This window comes from Streptomyces sp. NPDC020884 (assembly GCF_044333935.1).
In the GTDB taxonomy this organism is placed as follows: domain Bacteria; phylum Actinomycetota; class Actinomycetes; order Streptomycetales; family Streptomycetaceae; genus Streptomyces.
Genome location: NZ_JBIRRY010000007.1, coordinates 336,889 through 352,947, shown reverse-complemented (window position 1 = coordinate 352,947; position 16,059 = coordinate 336,889). Strand labels below are relative to the sequence as shown.

Annotated in this window: 21 protein-coding genes; 7 read left to right on the top strand and 14 right to left on the bottom strand. The window is 72.9% G+C overall.

What is annotated here, in order from left to right; translation table 11 throughout:
- Positions 1-81 precede the first annotated feature (81 nt).
- From ACH4UK_RS23000 to ACH4UK_RS22990, 3 genes are all read left to right on the top strand, one after another.
- Positions 82-2,094 (top strand): fructose-specific PTS transporter subunit EIIC, encoded by a 2,013-nt coding sequence (locus ACH4UK_RS23000; protein WP_398359026.1) that lies wholly within the window; start codon positions 82-84, stop codon positions 2,092-2,094.
- A 60-nt stretch (positions 2,095-2,154) separates the two neighbouring features.
- On the top strand, positions 2,155-2,427 hold the full coding sequence (locus ACH4UK_RS22995) for an HPr family phosphocarrier protein (protein WP_398359024.1): 273 nt from the start codon (positions 2,155-2,157) through the stop codon (positions 2,425-2,427).
- 61 nt (positions 2,428-2,488) lie between these two features.
- Positions 2,489-2,923: a protein-tyrosine phosphatase family protein gene (locus ACH4UK_RS22990; protein ID WP_398359022.1), complete on the top strand. Its 435-nt coding sequence runs from the start codon at positions 2,489-2,491 to the stop codon at positions 2,921-2,923.
- Between the two features lie 7 nt (positions 2,924-2,930).
- Here the strand turns inward: ACH4UK_RS22990 and lepB are convergent, their stop codons facing one another.
- From lepB to ACH4UK_RS22975, 3 genes are all read right to left on the bottom strand, one after another.
- Positions 2,931-3,632, bottom strand: a complete 702-nt coding sequence (gene lepB, locus ACH4UK_RS22985; protein WP_398359020.1) for a signal peptidase I — start codon at positions 3,630-3,632, stop codon at positions 2,931-2,933.
- A gap of 86 nt (positions 3,633-3,718) precedes the next feature.
- Entirely contained in the window at positions 3,719-4,009 is a 291-nt protein-coding gene (locus tag ACH4UK_RS22980) for a hypothetical protein (RefSeq protein ID WP_398359018.1), read from the bottom strand.
- 112 nt (positions 4,010-4,121) lie between these two features.
- A complete protein-coding gene (locus ACH4UK_RS22975; protein WP_398359016.1) occupies positions 4,122-4,631 on the bottom strand; it encodes a DUF664 domain-containing protein in 510 nt (169 codons plus the stop codon).
- Between the two features lie 84 nt (positions 4,632-4,715).
- Here ACH4UK_RS22975 and ACH4UK_RS22970 point away from each other — a divergent pair, with 84 nt between their 5' ends.
- Positions 4,716-5,081, top strand: a complete 366-nt coding sequence (locus tag ACH4UK_RS22970; RefSeq protein ID WP_398359014.1) for an iron chaperone — start codon at positions 4,716-4,718, stop codon at positions 5,079-5,081.
- A gap of 28 nt (positions 5,082-5,109) precedes the next feature.
- Here the strand turns inward: ACH4UK_RS22970 and ACH4UK_RS22965 are convergent, their stop codons facing one another.
- The 7 genes from ACH4UK_RS22965 to ACH4UK_RS22935 all read right to left on the bottom strand — a co-directional run bounded on the left by ACH4UK_RS22965 (position 5,110) and on the right by ACH4UK_RS22935 (position 10,837).
- The gene (locus tag ACH4UK_RS22965) at positions 5,110-6,138 is read right to left on the bottom strand and encodes an alpha/beta fold hydrolase (RefSeq protein ID WP_398359012.1); all 1,029 of its coding nucleotides are present in this window, start codon (positions 6,136-6,138) and stop codon (positions 5,110-5,112) included.
- Positions 6,139-6,294: 156 nt separating this feature from the next.
- The gene (locus tag ACH4UK_RS22960; RefSeq protein ID WP_398359011.1) at positions 6,295-6,546 is read right to left on the bottom strand and encodes a hypothetical protein; all 252 of its coding nucleotides are present in this window, start codon (positions 6,544-6,546) and stop codon (positions 6,295-6,297) included.
- Between the two features lie 6 nt (positions 6,547-6,552).
- Complete coding sequence (locus ACH4UK_RS22955; RefSeq protein WP_398359009.1) at positions 6,553-7,227, bottom strand: TNT domain-containing protein; 675 nt, start codon at positions 7,225-7,227, stop codon at positions 6,553-6,555.
- Positions 7,228-7,411: 184 nt separating this feature from the next.
- Complete coding sequence (locus tag ACH4UK_RS22950; protein ID WP_398359007.1) at positions 7,412-7,927, bottom strand: lytic polysaccharide monooxygenase auxiliary activity family 9 protein; 516 nt, start codon at positions 7,925-7,927, stop codon at positions 7,412-7,414.
- Between the two features lie 275 nt (positions 7,928-8,202).
- Positions 8,203-8,907: a DUF4230 domain-containing protein gene (locus ACH4UK_RS22945; protein ID WP_398359006.1), complete on the bottom strand. Its 705-nt coding sequence runs from the start codon at positions 8,905-8,907 to the stop codon at positions 8,203-8,205.
- 119 nt (positions 8,908-9,026) lie between these two features.
- Positions 9,027-10,127 carry a winged helix DNA-binding domain-containing protein gene (locus ACH4UK_RS22940; RefSeq protein WP_398359004.1) on the bottom strand — a complete coding sequence of 367 codons (1,101 nt, stop codon included), beginning with the start codon at positions 10,125-10,127 and terminating at the stop codon, positions 9,027-9,029.
- A 140-nt stretch (positions 10,128-10,267) separates the two neighbouring features.
- Positions 10,268-10,837: a DinB family protein gene (locus ACH4UK_RS22935; protein ID WP_398359002.1), complete on the bottom strand. Its 570-nt coding sequence runs from the start codon at positions 10,835-10,837 to the stop codon at positions 10,268-10,270.
- A 100-nt stretch (positions 10,838-10,937) separates the two neighbouring features.
- Between ACH4UK_RS22935 and ACH4UK_RS22930 the strand changes: the two genes are divergently transcribed.
- On the top strand, positions 10,938-11,939 hold the full coding sequence (locus tag ACH4UK_RS22930) for a helix-turn-helix transcriptional regulator (protein WP_398359000.1): 1,002 nt from the start codon (positions 10,938-10,940) through the stop codon (positions 11,937-11,939).
- Here ACH4UK_RS22930 and ACH4UK_RS22925 read toward each other — a convergent pair.
- Together ACH4UK_RS22925 and ACH4UK_RS22920 are read right to left on the bottom strand one after the other, a co-directional pair.
- Positions 11,936-12,724: a DUF4389 domain-containing protein gene (locus ACH4UK_RS22925; RefSeq protein WP_398358998.1), complete on the bottom strand. Its 789-nt coding sequence runs from the start codon at positions 12,722-12,724 to the stop codon at positions 11,936-11,938. The genes ACH4UK_RS22930 and ACH4UK_RS22925 overlap by 4 nt on opposite strands.
- A 112-nt stretch (positions 12,725-12,836) precedes the next feature.
- Positions 12,837-13,646, bottom strand: a complete 810-nt coding sequence (locus ACH4UK_RS22920; protein ID WP_398359253.1) for a VanZ family protein — start codon at positions 13,644-13,646, stop codon at positions 12,837-12,839.
- Positions 13,647-13,793: 147 nt separating this feature from the next.
- Here ACH4UK_RS22920 and ACH4UK_RS22915 point away from each other — a divergent pair, with 147 nt between their 5' ends.
- Positions 13,794-14,294, top strand: a complete 501-nt coding sequence (locus tag ACH4UK_RS22915) for a tetratricopeptide repeat protein (protein ID WP_398358996.1) — start codon at positions 13,794-13,796, stop codon at positions 14,292-14,294.
- Positions 14,295-14,382: 88 nt separating this feature from the next.
- Complete coding sequence (locus ACH4UK_RS22910) at positions 14,383-15,141, top strand: YoaK family protein (RefSeq protein WP_398358994.1); 759 nt, start codon at positions 14,383-14,385, stop codon at positions 15,139-15,141.
- Between the two features lie 222 nt (positions 15,142-15,363).
- On the opposite strand, the gene ACH4UK_RS22905 is transcribed toward ACH4UK_RS22910, so the two are convergent.
- Positions 15,364-15,624, bottom strand: a complete 261-nt coding sequence (locus tag ACH4UK_RS22905; protein ID WP_398358992.1) for a type B 50S ribosomal protein L31 — start codon at positions 15,622-15,624, stop codon at positions 15,364-15,366.
- Positions 15,625-15,688: 64 nt separating this feature from the next.
- Positions 15,689-15,853 carry a 50S ribosomal protein L33 gene (gene rpmG, locus ACH4UK_RS22900; RefSeq protein ID WP_398358990.1) on the bottom strand — a complete coding sequence of 55 codons (165 nt, stop codon included), beginning with the start codon at positions 15,851-15,853 and terminating at the stop codon, positions 15,689-15,691.
- Positions 15,854-16,059 lie beyond the last annotated feature (206 nt).

Sequence of the window (16,059 nt, the reverse complement as noted above, 5' to 3'; positions counted from 1 at the left end):
CGTACGGCAGCCACCCGTACGAGCCCGCCGCCCCGTCCCCCCGAGCCGCCCCAGGGCGGTCCCCGAGCAAGGAGCACCGCGATGAGTGAGCTGATCACCGCGGAACTGGTCGACCTCGATCTGTCCGCCGCAACGAAGGACGCCGCCGCGAGGTCGCTCGCCGAGCGGATGGTGGCCGCACACCGCGTCACCGATCTCGACGGCTTCCTGGCCGACGTCGCGGCCCGTGAGGCGCAGATGCCGACCGGGCTCGACGGCGGCATCGGCATCCCGCACTGCCGCAGCGAGCACGTGAGCGCCCCGACGCTCGCCTTCGGGCGCAGCGAAGGGGGCATCGACTTCGGGGCGGCCGACGGTCCGGCCGACCTGGTCTTCCTCATCGCGGCCCCGGCCGGGGCCGACGACGACCACCTCACCATCCTCTCGGGCCTGGCCCGCAGGCTGATGGACCCGGAGTTCACCGCGGCGCTGCGCGCCGCGACGGACCCCCGGGAGGTGGCCGCGCTGATCCGGGGAGAGGAGCCGACGAAGGCGCCCGCCCCCGGCCCGGAGCGGGCGGAGCCGGAGACCGGGACCGGCGAAGCGGACGGGAGCGCCCCCTTCCGGATCGTCGCCGTCACCTCCTGCCCCACCGGTATCGCCCACACCTACCTGGCCGCCGAGTCGCTGGCCGCGGCGGGCCGCGCCGTGGGGGTCGAGGTGACGGTGGAGACCCAGGGCTCGGCCGGCTTCAAGAAGCTGGACCCCGCCGTCGTCGCGGCGGCGGACGCCGTGATCTGGGCGCACGACGTGGAGGTCCGGGAGAAGGCCCGCTTCCGCGGCAAGCCGCTGGTCGACGTGGGGGTGAAGGCCGGCGTCAACCGGCCCGCCGAGCTGATCGCCGAGGCCCGCCGCAAGGCGGAACGCGGGGAGATCGCCACCGCTCCCGGGGAAGACGGGGCCACCGGTTCCGGGGAAGCGGAGGGATCCGGCGCTGATCACGCGCACTTCGGCGTCCGGCTGCGTACGTATCTGATGTCCGGCGTGAGCTACATGGTGCCGTTCGTCGCGGCGGGCGGGCTGCTGATCGCCCTGTCGTTCGCCATCGGCGGCTACGAGATAGCGAGCGCCAAGTCGGTGGCCGACCACTTCGTGTGGGGCGAGATGGACAGCTGGGGCGCGCTGCTCAACCAGATCGGCTCGGCGGCCTTCGGCTTCCTGGTGCCGGTGCTGGCCGGGTACATCGCGTACGGGATGGCGGACCGGCCGGCGCTGGTGCCGGGATTCGTCGGCGGGGCCATCGCGCTCACCGTGAACGCCGGGTTCCTCGGCGGTCTGGTCGCCGGTCTGCTGGCCGGTGCGGTGGTGATGGCCATTCAGCGGGTCCCGGTCCACGCGACGTTGCGCGGCATCATGCCGGTCCTGGTGATCCCCCTGATCGCCTCGGCGGTCGTGGGCTTCCTGATGTTCATCGTGGTGGGCAAGCCCATCGCCTCGTTGCAGAGCGCGCTCACGGACTGGCTGAACGGTCTGTCGGGCTCCAACGCGGTGATCCTCGGCGTGGTCCTCGGCCTGATGATGTGCTTCGACATGGGCGGCCCGCTGAACAAGGTGGCGTACGCCTTCGCGGTCGGCGGTCTCGCCGACCCGACCGACGGCAGCCTGAAGGTGATGGCCGCGGTCATGGCCGCCGGGATGGTCCCGCCGCTGGCGATGGCGCTCGCGACCACCGTGCGCAAGAGGCTGTTCACGAAGACCGAGCGCGAGAACGGCCGGGCGGCCTGGGTGCTGGGCGCCTCGTTCATCACCGAGGGCGCGATCCCGTTCGCCGCCGCCGATCCGCTGCGGGTCATCCCGTCGGTGATGGCGGGCGGCGCGGTCACCGGCGCCCTGTCGATGGCCTTCGGCGCGACCCTGCGCGCCCCGCACGGCGGCGTGTTCGTCGTCCCGCTGATCGGTGAGCCCTTCCTCTACCTGCTCGCCATCGCCGCCGGAACGCTGGTGGCGACGGCCCTCGTGGTCCTGCTCAAGGGCGCACGCCGGACGGCTTCGTCCCCGGCCGGGGACGCCGGCGCCACGGACCCCGGCGACTCCCGGGTCAGCGTCGCCGCCTGAACACCGCGCACACGCACCCCCCGTCCCGCCAACCGTTCGTCCACCACCGAGGAGTGATCCATGCACCAGCAGACCGTCGCCATAGCCTCCCGCAGCGGGTTGCACGCCCGCCCGGCGTCGCTGTTCGTCAAGGCCGCCGCCCGCCAGCCGGTCAAGGTGACCATCGCCCGCGAGGGCCGCGACCCGGTCGACGCCCGCAGCATGCTCGCGGTGCTGGCCCTGGCGGCGCCGCACGGGGAGACCGTGGTGCTCAGCGCCGAGGGCGAGGGGGCGCGGGCGGCGGTCGAGGAGCTGGCGGAGCTGCTCGCGCAGGATCTCGACACCGCCGTCTGATCCCCGGCCCGCTCCCGCGATGCGTGCCACCGGCGGTCGCCGGGTCGTTAGATTGGGACCCGTGACCGAGACGTGGAACGCTGCCGACCCCGCCGTCCTGGCCCTTCCCTCCGGCCGGCTGGTGCGCGGCCGGGGGCTGCGCAAGCCCCTGCCCGCGGGCCCCGCACCGGATTTCTCCGTCCACCTCCTGGGCCGCACCCCGCCCCCGGTCGGCTGGGAGTCGCGGTGGCTGCGGTGGCCGGACTTCCGGCTCCCGGCGGACCGGGCGGCGGCGCGGGACCTCTTCCAGGAGGTGTGGGACCGGGCCGCCGGCGAACGGGTCGAGGTGGCCTGCGGCGGCGGGATGGGCCGCACCGGGACGGCGCTGGCCTGTCTGGCCGTGCTGGACGGGGTCCCCGCAGGCGGGGCGGTGGCGTTCGTGCGCGCCGGCTACCACCCGCGGGCGGTGGAAACGCCCTGGCAGCGCCGCTACGTACGGAACTTCGCACCGCGCTAGACGCCCCTCAGGACGGGTCGGCCACCTTCTCGAAGGTGGCCGGCACCGGCAGGGTGCTCCAGCGGCCGACCGGCCAGGCGATGACGACGGCCCGGCCGACGACCTCGTCGACCGGGACCATCCCCCGGTGGGGGTCGTCCTGGTGGTAGCGGGAGTCCGCGGAGGCCTGGCGGTGGTCCCCCATCACCCAGACCCTGCCGTCGGGCACGGTGACCTTGAACCGGCCGCCCTCGTCGTTGCTGCAAGGGCTGTTGCCGGGGAAGACGTACGGCTCGTCCAGGGCGGTGCCGTTGACCTTCACCGGGCCGTCGCCCGCGCACTCCACGGTGTCGCCCGCGACGCCGATGACCCGCTTGATGAGGTCCTTCTCCTCGGCGGAGGGCATCACGCCGACGAAGCTGAGGACTTTCTGCACGGTGTTGGGCTCGTCCACGGGCACGCCCGCGAGCCAGTCGGCCGGGTCGTGGAAGACGATCACCTCGCCGCGTTCCGGCTCGGATCCGAACCACGGGGTCAGCTTGTCGACCAGGACCCGGTCGCCCTGCTGCAGGGTGTTCTGCATGGAGTCCGAGGGGATCGAGAAGGCCTGCACCAGGAAGGTCTTGATGAGCAGGGCCAGCACCAGGGCCATACCGATGAGGAGCGGCAGCTCCACCCAGAACGGCCGGTTCTTCCGCGTCCTCGACCGCCGTGTGCCCGCACGCCCCATGTGACCCGCTCCTCGCCCCGTGTACCGCCCGCCCGTCCCTCGGGGGACGGATCCGGTGATCCACTCTAGGGCGTGTCCGGCGAACGCTATGCGGGTTCCGCTCCGACCGGCGGGACCGTCGCACCCTCCCCGGCGCGGACCGCTTCGACCACGCTCTGGTGGAAGGTGCGGCTCTCCGCCTCGGAGGGGCACGGCACGGGGCTGCCGGTGAGGGTGAACCAGTCCGAGGAGCCGCTGTACTGCACGGCCACCGACGCCTGTCCGTCGGACCAGGTCGTGTGCACGGTGAGGTCGCCGCTGAGGATGCCCGCTTCTTGGGTGCGCACTCCGCCGGTCCCCGCGAAGACCCCGCTGGTCGTCCAAGATGCCCAGCTCATGACGGTCACCTTTCGGACGATGGCAAGCCTGTCCAGCCGACTCCTTCCGAGTATGGCACCGCCGGTGGGACCGCGCACGGGTGTGCGCGGTCCCGGCTCCCGCCGCCGGTTCTCAGGCGCGTTCGAGCATCCCGCGGACGAATGCGGCCTGGCCCGCGTGCTGGAGGTCCTCGGCGATGACGCTGATCAGCCGGACGCCCAGGGTCACCGGGGGCGACCAGCCCGCGTCGACGATCCGGTCGAGGGCGTGGCCCTCCAGCCCGGCGACGAAGTCCAGGGTCCGCTCGTGCACGGCGTCGAAGTAGCCGAGGAGGGCTGCGGCGGAGTCCACACGGACGGCGGCCACCTCGTCGCTGCTGTGCCCGTAGCCGGTGGCGCTCTCGTCGAAGGGCAGCCCGAAGCGGTCGGCCCAGCCTTCGGTGAGCCAGATCTGTCCGGTTCCGGCGGCGTCGGCGATGTGGTCGTCCTGGACGCGGGTGAGATGCCAGACCAGCCAGGAGATCGAGTTCGCCCCCACCTCGACGCGGGCGTTGAGGTCGCCGGGCGGGAGTCCTTCGACCGCCGCGTGGACCGCTTCCCCGACCCGGTCGAACGCTTCGGCCAGCATGCCTGCAGTGTTCATCTGCCCACTCTGGCCCACCGGGCGCAGGGGGCCCGGGGTGCGACACACCGCCGGGTCCCCTGCGGGCCGTCGTACGATCTGCTCATGGTCCGGAGCAGCGCGGAGAATGTCGATCAGTATCTCGCCGAGGCCCCGGAGGCCCGCCGGGAGGCGCTGTCGGCGCTGCGCGCGCTGTGCCGGGCGGAGCTGACGGGGTTCCGCGAGGTGATGGCGTACGGCATGCCCGTCTACGAGCGGGAGGGGACGGGCGAGATCGCCTTCGCCGACCAGAAGCAGTACCTCTCGTTCTACCTGCTGCGCACGGACGTCCGCGACGCGTTCGCCGACCGGCTGGCCTCCCAGGACATGGGCAAGGGCTGTCTGCGCTTCCGCGACCCGCAGAAGATCGATTTCACGCTGGTCCGCGATCTCCTGCGGGCGACGGCGGCGACCCGCGGCACGGCCTGCTGAGGCGAGCGCCGCGCGGACCGGAGGTCCCTCAGCGCAGGCCGTGCAGCCAGTCGGTCAGCAGCCGGTTGACCTCGTCGGGGCGTTCCTGCTGGATCCAGTGGCCGCAGCCCTCGAGGATGTGGGCGGCGGACAGGCCGGGGAGGGTCCGCGGGTAGGCGTCGATGGCGTCGGACATCCAGGTGGTGGAGGAGTCCAGGGCGCCGCCGATGAAGATCGAGGGCTGGGTGAGCGGTGTCCCGTCCCAGGCGGCGAGGTCCTCCCAGTCCCGGTCGACGTTGCGGTAGCGATTGAGCGCGCCGGTCAGGCCGGTGCGTTCGAACTCCTCGGTGTAGACGTCGAGGTCCCGCTCGTCGAGCCAGCCGGGGAGCCGGTCGGTGGGGAACCGGTCGGCCATGCGCGCGCCCGGCGGTACGAAGAAGAGACTCCCCCGGTCGGCGGGGGCGGGGGTGTCTCCGGAGAGGCCCGCGTAGAAGCCGGCGAGCCAGCCCCGTACATCCGGTTCGATCTCCGCCTCGGCCCGGCCGGGGGTCTGGAAGTAGCTGACGTAGAACTCCTCGGGGCCGCCGATCCGCGCGAAGCCGTCGGTGGGGCGGGGGCCTCCACGCGGTGCGTAGGGGACGCTGAGCAGGGCGACCGCGGTGAAGACGTCCGGCCGGAGCAGGGCGCTGTTCGCGGCGATGGGCGAGCCCCAGTCGTGTCCGACGACGGTGGCGGCCTCCTCGCCGAGGGCGTGCACGACGGCGGTGTTGTCGGCGACGTGGGCGAGCATGCGGTAGGCGTCGGTGGCGGCGGGCGCCGAGGAGCGCCCGTAGCCGCGTACGTCGATGGCGACGGCCCGGTATCCGGCGGCGGCCAGGGCGGGGAGCTGGTGGCGCCAGGAGTACCAGGACTCGGGGAAGCCGTGGACGAGCAGCACGAGGGGGCCGGCGCCCTGCTCGACGCAGTGGATCCGGCCGCCGGGGACGTCGACCGTCCGGTGCGTCGCACCGGGCAGGACGGTGGAGGGGCGGGCGGCGGGGTCCGCGGGCGGCGTGGGTCGGGGGGTGGGCTCCGGCATGGCTCCTCCTCGGGCGCCCCGTGCGGGCGGGGCGGTCGTGACGCTTCGGCGGGCGGCCGGGCCGGGGAGCCCGGCCGCCCGGTCACGATCATTCGGCCGGTGCGCCCGCCCGGACAAGATTTTTTGCCGGTCCGGCAAAAGGCGGTGCGGGGAGGGTCACCGGTGCGGGGCGGGCCGGACGAGCAGGTTCAGCAGGTGCGCGCAGGCGGCGGCCTCGTCCGGGTGGCGGGCGAGGACTTCGTGGGTTCCTCGCTCGAACGCCCCGGTCTCCCAGCCGCCGTTCCCGCCCCGCCGGAGGAAGAGGAAGTCCGGCGGGGTGGGAACGGGCTCGTGGACGCCCTCGATCCAGTAGTAGCCGCCGGGGATCCGTGCCTCGACGAGTGCGGTGTGCAGGGCCCGGCGGTCCATGGCGGGTTACGCGCCGACGGGCGTCAGATAGGCGTGTTCCAGCAGCCACTTCACGTTGAGCCGCTGGCCCTCGCCCGGGTCGAGGAACACCGCGTCGAGCTTGATCTGCTGGCCGCCGCCGGGCTGCTCGAACCACGGGGCGATGCCGCCCTGCCAGACCCAGAAGGGCTTGGCGACCTTGTAGACGCGGTAGTCGCACGGGGTGGCCGCGTCACGCGTGTTCAGGTTCTGCGGGGGCAGGGCGCGCTCGGCGTAGGCGTCGCCGGCGGGGGCCAGGTAGCCGCCGTACTCCGAGCCGAAGCGGTCCAGGCGCTGGCCGGTGCGGAGCTTCACGGGCTCCTTGTCGATCGCGCCGTTCACCTCGGCGAAGCCGTCGTTGGGCGGGTACTTCCAGCTGCCGGTGTCCGCGGGCCCCTCCCAGTACTTCTTCAGGAAGTCCTTCGGCGCGAGGTCGCCGGTGCGCTGCCAGCCCTTCAGCAGCGGGCCGACCGGGGCGAGCCGCTTGTTCGGCAGCCACTTGGGGCCGAGGCGGGCGTCGCCGCGGAACTCGCCGGTGCAGGGTTCGTGGCGCTCGGCGGCGGGCGCGGGCCGCTCGGGCCCCGGTGCGGCGCTCGCCGCCGGGGCGGAGATCAGTCCGGCGGTGATGCCGAGCGCGGCGCAGACGGTACGCATACGGTTCATTCAGGAGTCCCCTCGAGCACTGATGATCCATCAGGACAGCTGACGTAGGGTAACCGCTCGACTACACGAGTCTGCCGCGCCATGCCGTTTTCCGGCCACCGGAACAGCGCCGTGCCCCGGCCGCGACGAGGCGCGACCGGGGCACGGCGGAGGCAGGGGCCCGGGGCCCCGACCGGCGAGGCTGCTAGCCGACGTTGACGTCGATGCAGGCGTAGAAGGCGTTCGAGGTGTCCGCGATGTTCCAGACGGCCAGGACCTTCTGCTGGCCGGTCTTGTTGCCGAAGTCGACCTGATGGGTCACGGTCGCGCCGGGCTGCGCGCCGCCGTCGTCGAACTCGGCGATCTTCTCGCCGCCGACGAAGTACTGCCAAGTGCTGGTCGAGTGGCGTGCGGTGAGCTTCCACTCGAACTGCTGGGAGCGGTTCACCGGGGTGACCGACCAGCCCTTGGAGTCGTCGTCCAGCTCGGCGAAGCCGCTGTTGCCGCCGCTGCAGCTGCTGAGCCCCTTGGGGCCCTCGACGCTCTGCGGTTCGTACTTGATGGCGCCGCAGCTGACCGTTCCCGCGGCGCACTGCGCCTGCCTGCTCGGCGGGTTGGAGATGTAGCCGTGGGCGCTGGCGGAGCTCGCCGGAAGGCTCAGGGCGAGAACCGGGGCGAGCAGGGCGCCGACGGCGAGTGCGGTCTTCCTTTTCGCGTGCATGCTTCTCCTTCACATGAGACCGCACCGCGCGGTGGCGGGCCGTGGGGGGCCCGGCTTCGGCGGCGAGGCCTCGCGAGTGTGGGGCCAAGAGGCGCGAAGAGCTGCAAGTACCCTGCCGGACAAGCCTGATGACAGGTGTCCGGAAACGCCTTGCACTTGGACTAGACCATACCGACCGACGCGTTCACGTCAAGGGCGGTGCGCGGCGGGCAACGCCCCCGCCGGACCCTCGCCGGTGGCCGCGCGGGGTGCGCGCGGCCACCCGTACGAGGCCATCACCCCTGGTCGTCGCCGAAGCGGACCGTGACGCGCTCGAAGCCGAGAGAACCGAGCAGCCCCTTCAGCATGTCGGCGGTGTTCTTCTCCGCACGGGCGGTCAGCTCGCCCTCCTTCGCCGCCCGTGAGATGTGCTCGGCGGCGAGCTGGTTGACCGCCTGTTCGCTGCCGGGGTTGTCGGAGAAGAGGTCGCCCAGCCGGTCGAGGAGACCGCGCTGCTTGGACACCGCGTAGGAGCGGTCGGGGTCGAGCGCCGGCTTGCCCAGCACCGCGTGCGGCAACCGGAGTTCGGCGGTGGTGCGGTCCTCGTTCACCACGACGCCGTTCCCGGTGACCTTGCCCAGGTCGACGGAGGCGCCGACGGTGCCCGCCCCGACGAACAGGGTCCGGGTGCCGCGCACCGCGTCGGGGAGGAACTTCGCGTCCTTCTCCAGGTCGACAACGACCTGGAAGTTCCCCGAGGCCGCCTCGTACGCGCTCATGTCCTGGATCGACTTGAGCACGGCGGGGCCCGACCGGTCGTGGGTCTCCTCGCCGAAGAGGTCGTCGAGTCCCGGCAGCAGACTGAGCCGGCTGCCGGCGAACAGCAGGACCAGTACGGCCGCACAGCCGCCGAGGGCTTTCAGCCACCCCCGGGAGGGGCGGGCGTTCCGCTTTTCGTCGCCGTTCGGCGCGGGCTCTGGGGTTACGTCACTGGACGTCATGTTCTGCCTGTGACCCGTGCCCGGTGCTTTCAGTCCGCCTCCCGCCATCTCCCCCAGAAAATGGGCCAGTTCCGGTACGCCCGTGCAGACGCGAGGGCTTTCCCGGCGGCCGGGTCCGCTCAGCGCGGCGAGGCCGCCACCCTGACCCGGTCGCTCTCGCCGTCGGAGAGGAACGACGCCAGCTCCCGCCCCTGGTCGGCCACGGCGGTGCGGTCGGCCCGCGAGAAGGCGCGCAAGGGGGTCACCGTGACGGCGCCTTCGGAGACGCTCCACGTGGCCGCCACCCGGCCGTCGACCAGCACCACGCGCTCACCGGCGACCGAGAGGCCGCGGTGGGCGTCGTCGATGATCCGGCCACGGTCCTGATAGCCGAGGATCGCGTTGTCGAAGGCCGGCAGGAACCGTACGGGGGCGGGGGTGTCCGGATCCGGGCGCGGCGCGTCCGGGAGGTCGAGGAGCTCCCGTCCCCGCTCGTCGCGGAAGGCGACCAGTTCCCCGCGTACGGCGGCCACCGCGCCGGGCAGTCCGGCCAGGCCCGACCAGGCACGCAGGTCGGCCGTGGCGGCGGGTCCGTGGGCGGCCAGATAGCGCCGGACCAGCGCTTGGCCGACCGGGTCGGCGCCGTCGGGGGCGGGCGGATCGACCGGGCGGCCCAGCCAGGAGGAGAGGGCGACGTTGCGCACCCCGCCCTTCGTCCGCCACAGCCCCCGGGGCGGCGCCTGCGCCATCGGGACGAGGGCGGCGACCACCATCTCGCCCAGGGGCCGGGGCCCCACCCCGGGCCGGCCCGGGGCGAGCGCCCGCACGATCTCGGCCGCGGTGCGCGGTTGCCCGTCGGCCATCAAAGCCTTTGCGTCCACGGCGAGTTCGTCGAGGTCGACGCCCTTCAGCTCGTCGCGGTAGACGCCGAGCACCCGTTGACGCAGCATCGCGTCGTGACGGGCCCGCCAGGCCAGGACGTCCTCGGCGGCGACGAGGTGGACCGTGCGGCGCATGAGATGGGTGCGCACCACGCCGCGCCGTGTCAGCAGGTCCGAGAGGACCGCCGGGTCGAAGGCGGTCAGCCGGGACCAGAGCCCGACGAAGGGCTCCTGCGGTTCCTGCGCCTGGAGGCCGCAGAGGTGGGCCACGGCGTCCGCGACCGGCAGATCGGCCCGGTCGAGCAGCAGCTGCCGAGCGAGCGTGGCGCGGTTGAGCGCCCGGTGGTCGAGGACGGTCATCGGATCGCCCCGCCGCGCTCGCCGGCCGGGGGTCCTGCGGTGCGGCGGCCCGCCGCGATCTCGCGCGTCTGCACAGGGACGCCTTTCCCTCGGTTGTCTGCCGTCGGTTCCTCGCGCGTCCCCGCGCGGCGCGTCGGCGGTCAGGTCGCCTGCCGCCCGTCGAGCGTCTCGCGCAGGATATCCGCGTGCCCGGCGTGCTGGGCGGTCTCGGTGATGACATGGGTCAGCACCCGCCGTACGCTCCACACGCCGCCGGGGTCGCTCCAGGGGGCCTCGGGGAGCGGGTGCGTCGCCGAGAGGTCGGGAACCGTGAGGATGGTCTTCTCGCTGCGGGCGGCGACCTGCTCATAGGCGTGGAGGACCCCGGCGGTCGTCTCGCCGGGCAGCATCCGGAACTCCTTCTCCCGCTCGATCGCCCACGTCGGGAACTCGCGTGCCGTCCCGGCCGCCAGATCGTCCCAGGTGACCCCGTCGGGCAGGGCGAAGGACATCGCCGACGGGCCCTCGGTCACAAAGCGCAGCCAGCTCTCCTCCATGGCCGTGACGTGCTTGACGAGGCCGCCCAGGCACAGCGCGCTGACCGTCGGGCGCTCACCGGCCTGTTCGTCGCCGAGGCCCTGGACCGAGCGGATCAGGGCGGCTCGCGCGGTGGTGAGAGCGGCGAGCAGGTCCGTCCGCTCGGCGTCGGGGGACGTGGGGAGTGCGGTCATGGTGATCGGGTCCTTCCGGTGGTTCCCGTCGTGCGGTACGGATCAACCTTCGCAAGGGAAGAGGCCAGGGTGTGGCCTCTTCTCCGGTCATACTGGCGTCATGCCGAAGACCTCAGCGCGACTGCTGGCGCTGCTCTCCCTGCTCCAGGCGCGCCGGGACTGGCCGGGCCGGCTGCTGGCCGAGCGGCTGGAGGTCAGTCCGCGCACGGTGCGGCGTGATGTCGACCGGTTGCGGGAACTGGGATATCCCATCGCGGCTTTCAAGGGGCCGGAGGGCGGATACCGGCTGGACGCGGGCGCCCGGTTGCCGCCGTTGCTGTTCGACGACGATCAGGCCGTCGCCCTCGCCGTCGCGCTGCGGACCGCCGCCGCGACCGGTGCCGGGATCGGGGAGGCCGCGGCCCGTGCGCTCACCACCGTCCGGCAGGTCATGCCCGCCCGGCTGCGCCATCGCGTCGACGCCCTGGAGGTCACCGCCGTCGAGCGCACGGGAGGCCCACCGCGGCCGCAGGCCGATCCGCGCGTTCTCCTCGCGCTCAGCGCCGCGGTGCACGCCCACGAGGTGCTGCGTTTCGACCACTCCCCCGCGTTCACCTCGCCGACCGCCGACGCCGCGCCCGCGGTGCGGCGGGTGGAGCCGCACCACCTGGTCACCTGGGGCGGGCGCTGGTATCTGGTCGCCTGGGACCTGGACCGGGAGGACTGGCGGACCTTCCGCGCGGACCGGATCACCCCGCGCACCCCCACGGGCCCCCGGTTCACGCCGCGTGCGGTGCCGGGCGGGGATGTGGCGGCCTTCGTCGCCGCCCGGTTCCAGGGCTCGGAGCCACCGGGCCGGTGGCCCTGCCGCGGCGAGGTGATCCTGGACGCGCCGGCCTCCTCGGTGGCCGGGCATGCCCGCGACGGGATCGTGGAGGAGTACGGACCGGACCGCTGCCGTGTGGTCCTGGGCGCCTGGTCGTGGCCCGGTCTGGCCGCCGAGCTCGGCAGGTTCGACGTGGACATCGAGGTCGTCGGGCCCGCCGAGCTCAGGGACGCCTTCGCACACCTGGCCCGCCGCTACGCCGACGCCGCGGCGACGGAGGCTGACGACAGAGCCTAGCGTCCGACGAGACGGGTGTCGGAGGTGTCGTCGGACGTCGAGGCGGTCACCGACGAGGTGATGTTCCCCGCGAGGCCGAGCACCAGGAACAGCACGACGAGCCATTTGGCGGCGCTGCTCATGACCAGCGGGCGGGTGGCGGAGCGCGAGGGACCCTGGACCACGGCGAGGTCGTCGTCCCCGAACAGGCCCTTGGGGTAGGCGGGGGTGAGCATCATGACGTAAGCGGAGAACCGCATCCGGTAGCGCAGGGTGGCCGCCGTCGCTTCGAACAGCGGCCGGGGCATCCGGCCGAGGCACAGGGTGATCAGCCACCAGACGAAGGCCAGCGCCCACCACCCGTACACGGCGAGGCTCTGCACGATCGCCGCCGGGATCATCAGGAAGACGCGGAACAGCACCGCCAGCCGGTTCAGCGGGGTGGGCCGCACCTCGATCTGCACCGGGTAGTCGGCGGGCGGGGTCAGGGCGAAGGGCGGGTAGCGGTCGATGAGCAGCATGTCGCTCGCCGACACCCGCATGTCGTAGCCGAGGACGCCGGTCAGGAAACGGAAGACCGGATCGGGCAGCCGCCCCAGCACCAGGGCCGCGAACCATCCCACGATCACGGTGAAGAACGCCGCGATGTGCAGGAAGAACAGCACGATGAAGTGCGGGACGAGCAGCAGCAGTCGCAGCAGGACGGTCAGCCGCCGCTGGCGTGCCGGTTCGACGATGTCCAGGACGGGCCTGAACTCGTCCGCGTCCGTCTCCTTGCGGCCTGGGCTCCACTGGCCTTCGGCCATGTCGCTCCTCCTCGGCAGGGGATCCGTACGGCATCCGCGCGCAGGATCTGTCCTCACCGTGCGTCCGGTCCGGGCCGCCCGCAAACGGCCCGGCCCGAACGGGTGCCCCCGCTCAGCGCCTGCGGAAGCGGTCGAGCAGGGAGCGGCCGGCCTTCGTCGGGGCAGCCTTCGCAGCGGCGGTGCCGGTACGAGCGGACTTCGTGCGGGCGGTCTTCGTGCCGGCGGCCTTGGTGGCGGCGGCCTTCGTACGGGCGGCCTTGGTGGCGGCGGTCTTCGTACGGGCGGGCTTGGTGGCGGCGGTCTTCGTCCCGGCGGCCTTCGTGCGGGCGGGCTTGGTGGCGGCAGGCTTCGTCCCGGCGGTCTTCGCACCTGCGGTCTTGGCGGCCGCGGCCTTCGCACCGGCGGTCTTCGTGCGGCCGGCCGGCCTCGGCGTGCGCTGCTGCTCGGCCTTGGGCTCGTCCGGCCGTTCGGCGGGGCCGGGGGCGTCGGCGTAGGTGTAGTAGCGGTGGCTGATCCGGCGGCCCAGCACGAAGTACCCCAGCAGCGCGCCCGTCGTGTTGAGGATGACGTCGTCGATGTCGAAGGCGCGCCCCGCGACCAGGGCTCCCTGGATCAGTTCGACGATGACCATGGCGCCGGCCGTCAGCAGCGTCGTCCGGATCATCCGCAGGCGGCGCGGCACGAAGAACGGCAGCAGGAGCCCGAACGGCACGCCGAGCAGCAGATTTCCGCCGGCCTGCTTGCACGCGGCGAGGAAGGTGTAGTCCTCGGCGTACTGGCGCAACGAGCGCCCGGGGCGGAGATTCGAGGTGACGAGGTCCTCGGAGGCCGGTGAGGGCGTGAGCGTCACCTTGGCGAGCAGCACGGAGAACACCACCAGCCCCAGCAACACCACCGTGAGGACCGCCCCACGCACCAGCACTCGTACCCATGTCCCCTGACGTGCGGGGGGATTCGCCTCTGCTGTCATGGGCGACGGATTCCCCCGACCGGCCGGAACACACCCCCCGGGCGCGGTGCCGCGCTCTATCTCACCCCGGCGTCCGCGAGCGCCTGCGACGATGTGCGCATGAGCGGACGAGAGAAGAGCGACCTGCTGGACGAGGCCTACCGGTTGCGTACGGAGGGGCGGCCCGAGGAGGCGCGTGAACGGCTCCTCGCCCTGACCGCCGAGTACCCCGACGACGCGGAGGTGGCCTACCGGACGGCGTGGATCCACGACGTGCTGGGTCTGGAGTCGGAGGCGGTTCCGTACTACGAGCGCGCCCTGGCGAAGCCGGAGCTCGGCACGGAGGACCGGCGCGGGGCGCTCCTGGGGCTCGGCAGCACGTACCGGGTCCTCGGCCGGTACGGGCAGGCGGTGGAGACGCTGCGCCGGGGCGTCGAGGACTTCCCGGACGACGGCGCGCTGCGGACGTTCCTGGCGATGGCGCTGTTCAACACCGGCGAGCACCAGGAGGCGATGCGGCTGTTGCTGGAGTTGACGGCCGCCACCAGCCAGGATCCGTACGTCCAGCAGTACCGGCGGGCGATCGAGCACTATGCGAAGGACCTCGACGCGACCGTGTGACGCGGGCGGGGCGGGGACGGTCGTCCGCGGCGCGCAGCGTCGTGGCCGACGCGCCGGTCCGGGAGCGGCGGGTGCCGAGAATGCTCGGGTGCCCACCGCTCCCCCGGCGCCCCCGCCGTCTCCGCCGTCCTCTCCTTCTTCGGCCGCGCCCCGGGCCGGCGATGCGCCGTGGCGCGGGGAGGGGGCGCTGCTTCTCCTGTCCGCGGCGTCCGGGGCGGCGGACGCGTTCGTGTTCCTGTGCGTGGGGCAGGTCTTCGCCGGGGTGATGACCGGGAACCTGGTGCTGCTCGGGGCTTCGGCCGCCGGTGCGGGCGAGGACGGTGTGGCGTTGAAGGTGGCCGTCGCCCTGGGGGCGTACTTCTGCGGGGTGGCCGCGGGTGCGCTGCTGACCGGGTCGCGAGGGCCCCGGGTCGCGTTGCTGCTGGGGACGGAGGTCGTCCTGCTGGGGGCGGCGGCCGTGCTGTGGGGGCTGGAGCTGGTCTCGACGTACGGTGACCGGCTCGGCGTGCTGGCCCTGGTGGCGCTCGCGATGGGCGTCCAGGGGCGCGTACGGGTGACGCCGACGAACTACTTCACGGGGACGCTGACCTCGCTCGCGGGTCGCTTCGCCCTGCGGGAGCTGCGCGGCGGGGACGGCTGGGTGCTGGGGCGGCTGGCGGCGGTGGTGGCCGGGGCAGCGGTCGCGGCGCTGACCGAGCGGTGGTGGAGCCCCGGGGCGGCGCTGGGCGCGGTGGTGCTGGCTGCCGGTGCGCTGGTCCTGGAGACGGCCCCGCGCCGGGAAGGTCTCTTCCGGCCGGGCAAGGGGAAGCCCCGGCCGGATCGGGGGAATCCAGCCGGGGCGGCTTGAGTGCGGGCGTGAAGGCCCTCGCCTCTCGGCGAAGGGCTCCACGGGGCTTCGGCGGTGCGATCTTCCCCATGGGCCACAGGTGAGGCCCGGGGACACTGTCCCCCGCACACCCACGTATAGATGAACGATAAACCATCCCAGGTCGTTCCCGGGAACCCGCCTCCGCAGATGTGATCCACGGCACGGAATCCCGGACTCCGCTCCCGATCAGAGCTCGTTCGATCAGCTCGGGGGCGTCTCGCCGACGCCGTAGCGACGCCGGAACCGCTCGACCCGGCCCGCCGTGTCGAGCACCTGGCCACCGCCGGTGTAGAACGGGTGACTCGCCGACGAGGTCTCGACGTCGATGACGGGATAGCTGTTGCCGTCCTCCCACTCCACGCGTTCGCCGGAGTCGGCGGTCGAGCGGGTCAGGAAGGCGACGTCCGCGGCGCGGTCACGGAAGACCACCGGACGGGACTCGGGGTGGATACGGGACTTCATCGATGCGTTCCTTCCTCACCGCGCGGAGCGGTGGCGTACAGGGGGACAGACCTCATCCGGTCGGTCAGCGGACCTCGCGGAACAGGACGTGCCGGCCGGCGGCGGAGTCGAACTTGCGGAGCTCCAGCCGGTCGGGGTCGTTGCGGCGGTTCTTGCGCGTCGTATAGCTCCGGCCCGTTCCGACGGTGGACCGGAGGGTGACGACGGGCCTGATCTCGTTGCGTGCCATGGGCGCCTCCCGAAGCCTCTGCCGACCCCATTCCCCTATCGGCAATGGGATTCGTTTTCGTTCTGGTGAGGTAACGCGAGCCGCCCCCTCGGCATTCCCGCCCCGCCATGCACCCCGAACCGCGCGGTCAACTCGCCGCACACGCAAACCTGTTCGGATGCTCATCACTCCGGAGAGCCGCTGGCATATGCCAGACGCAACAACCC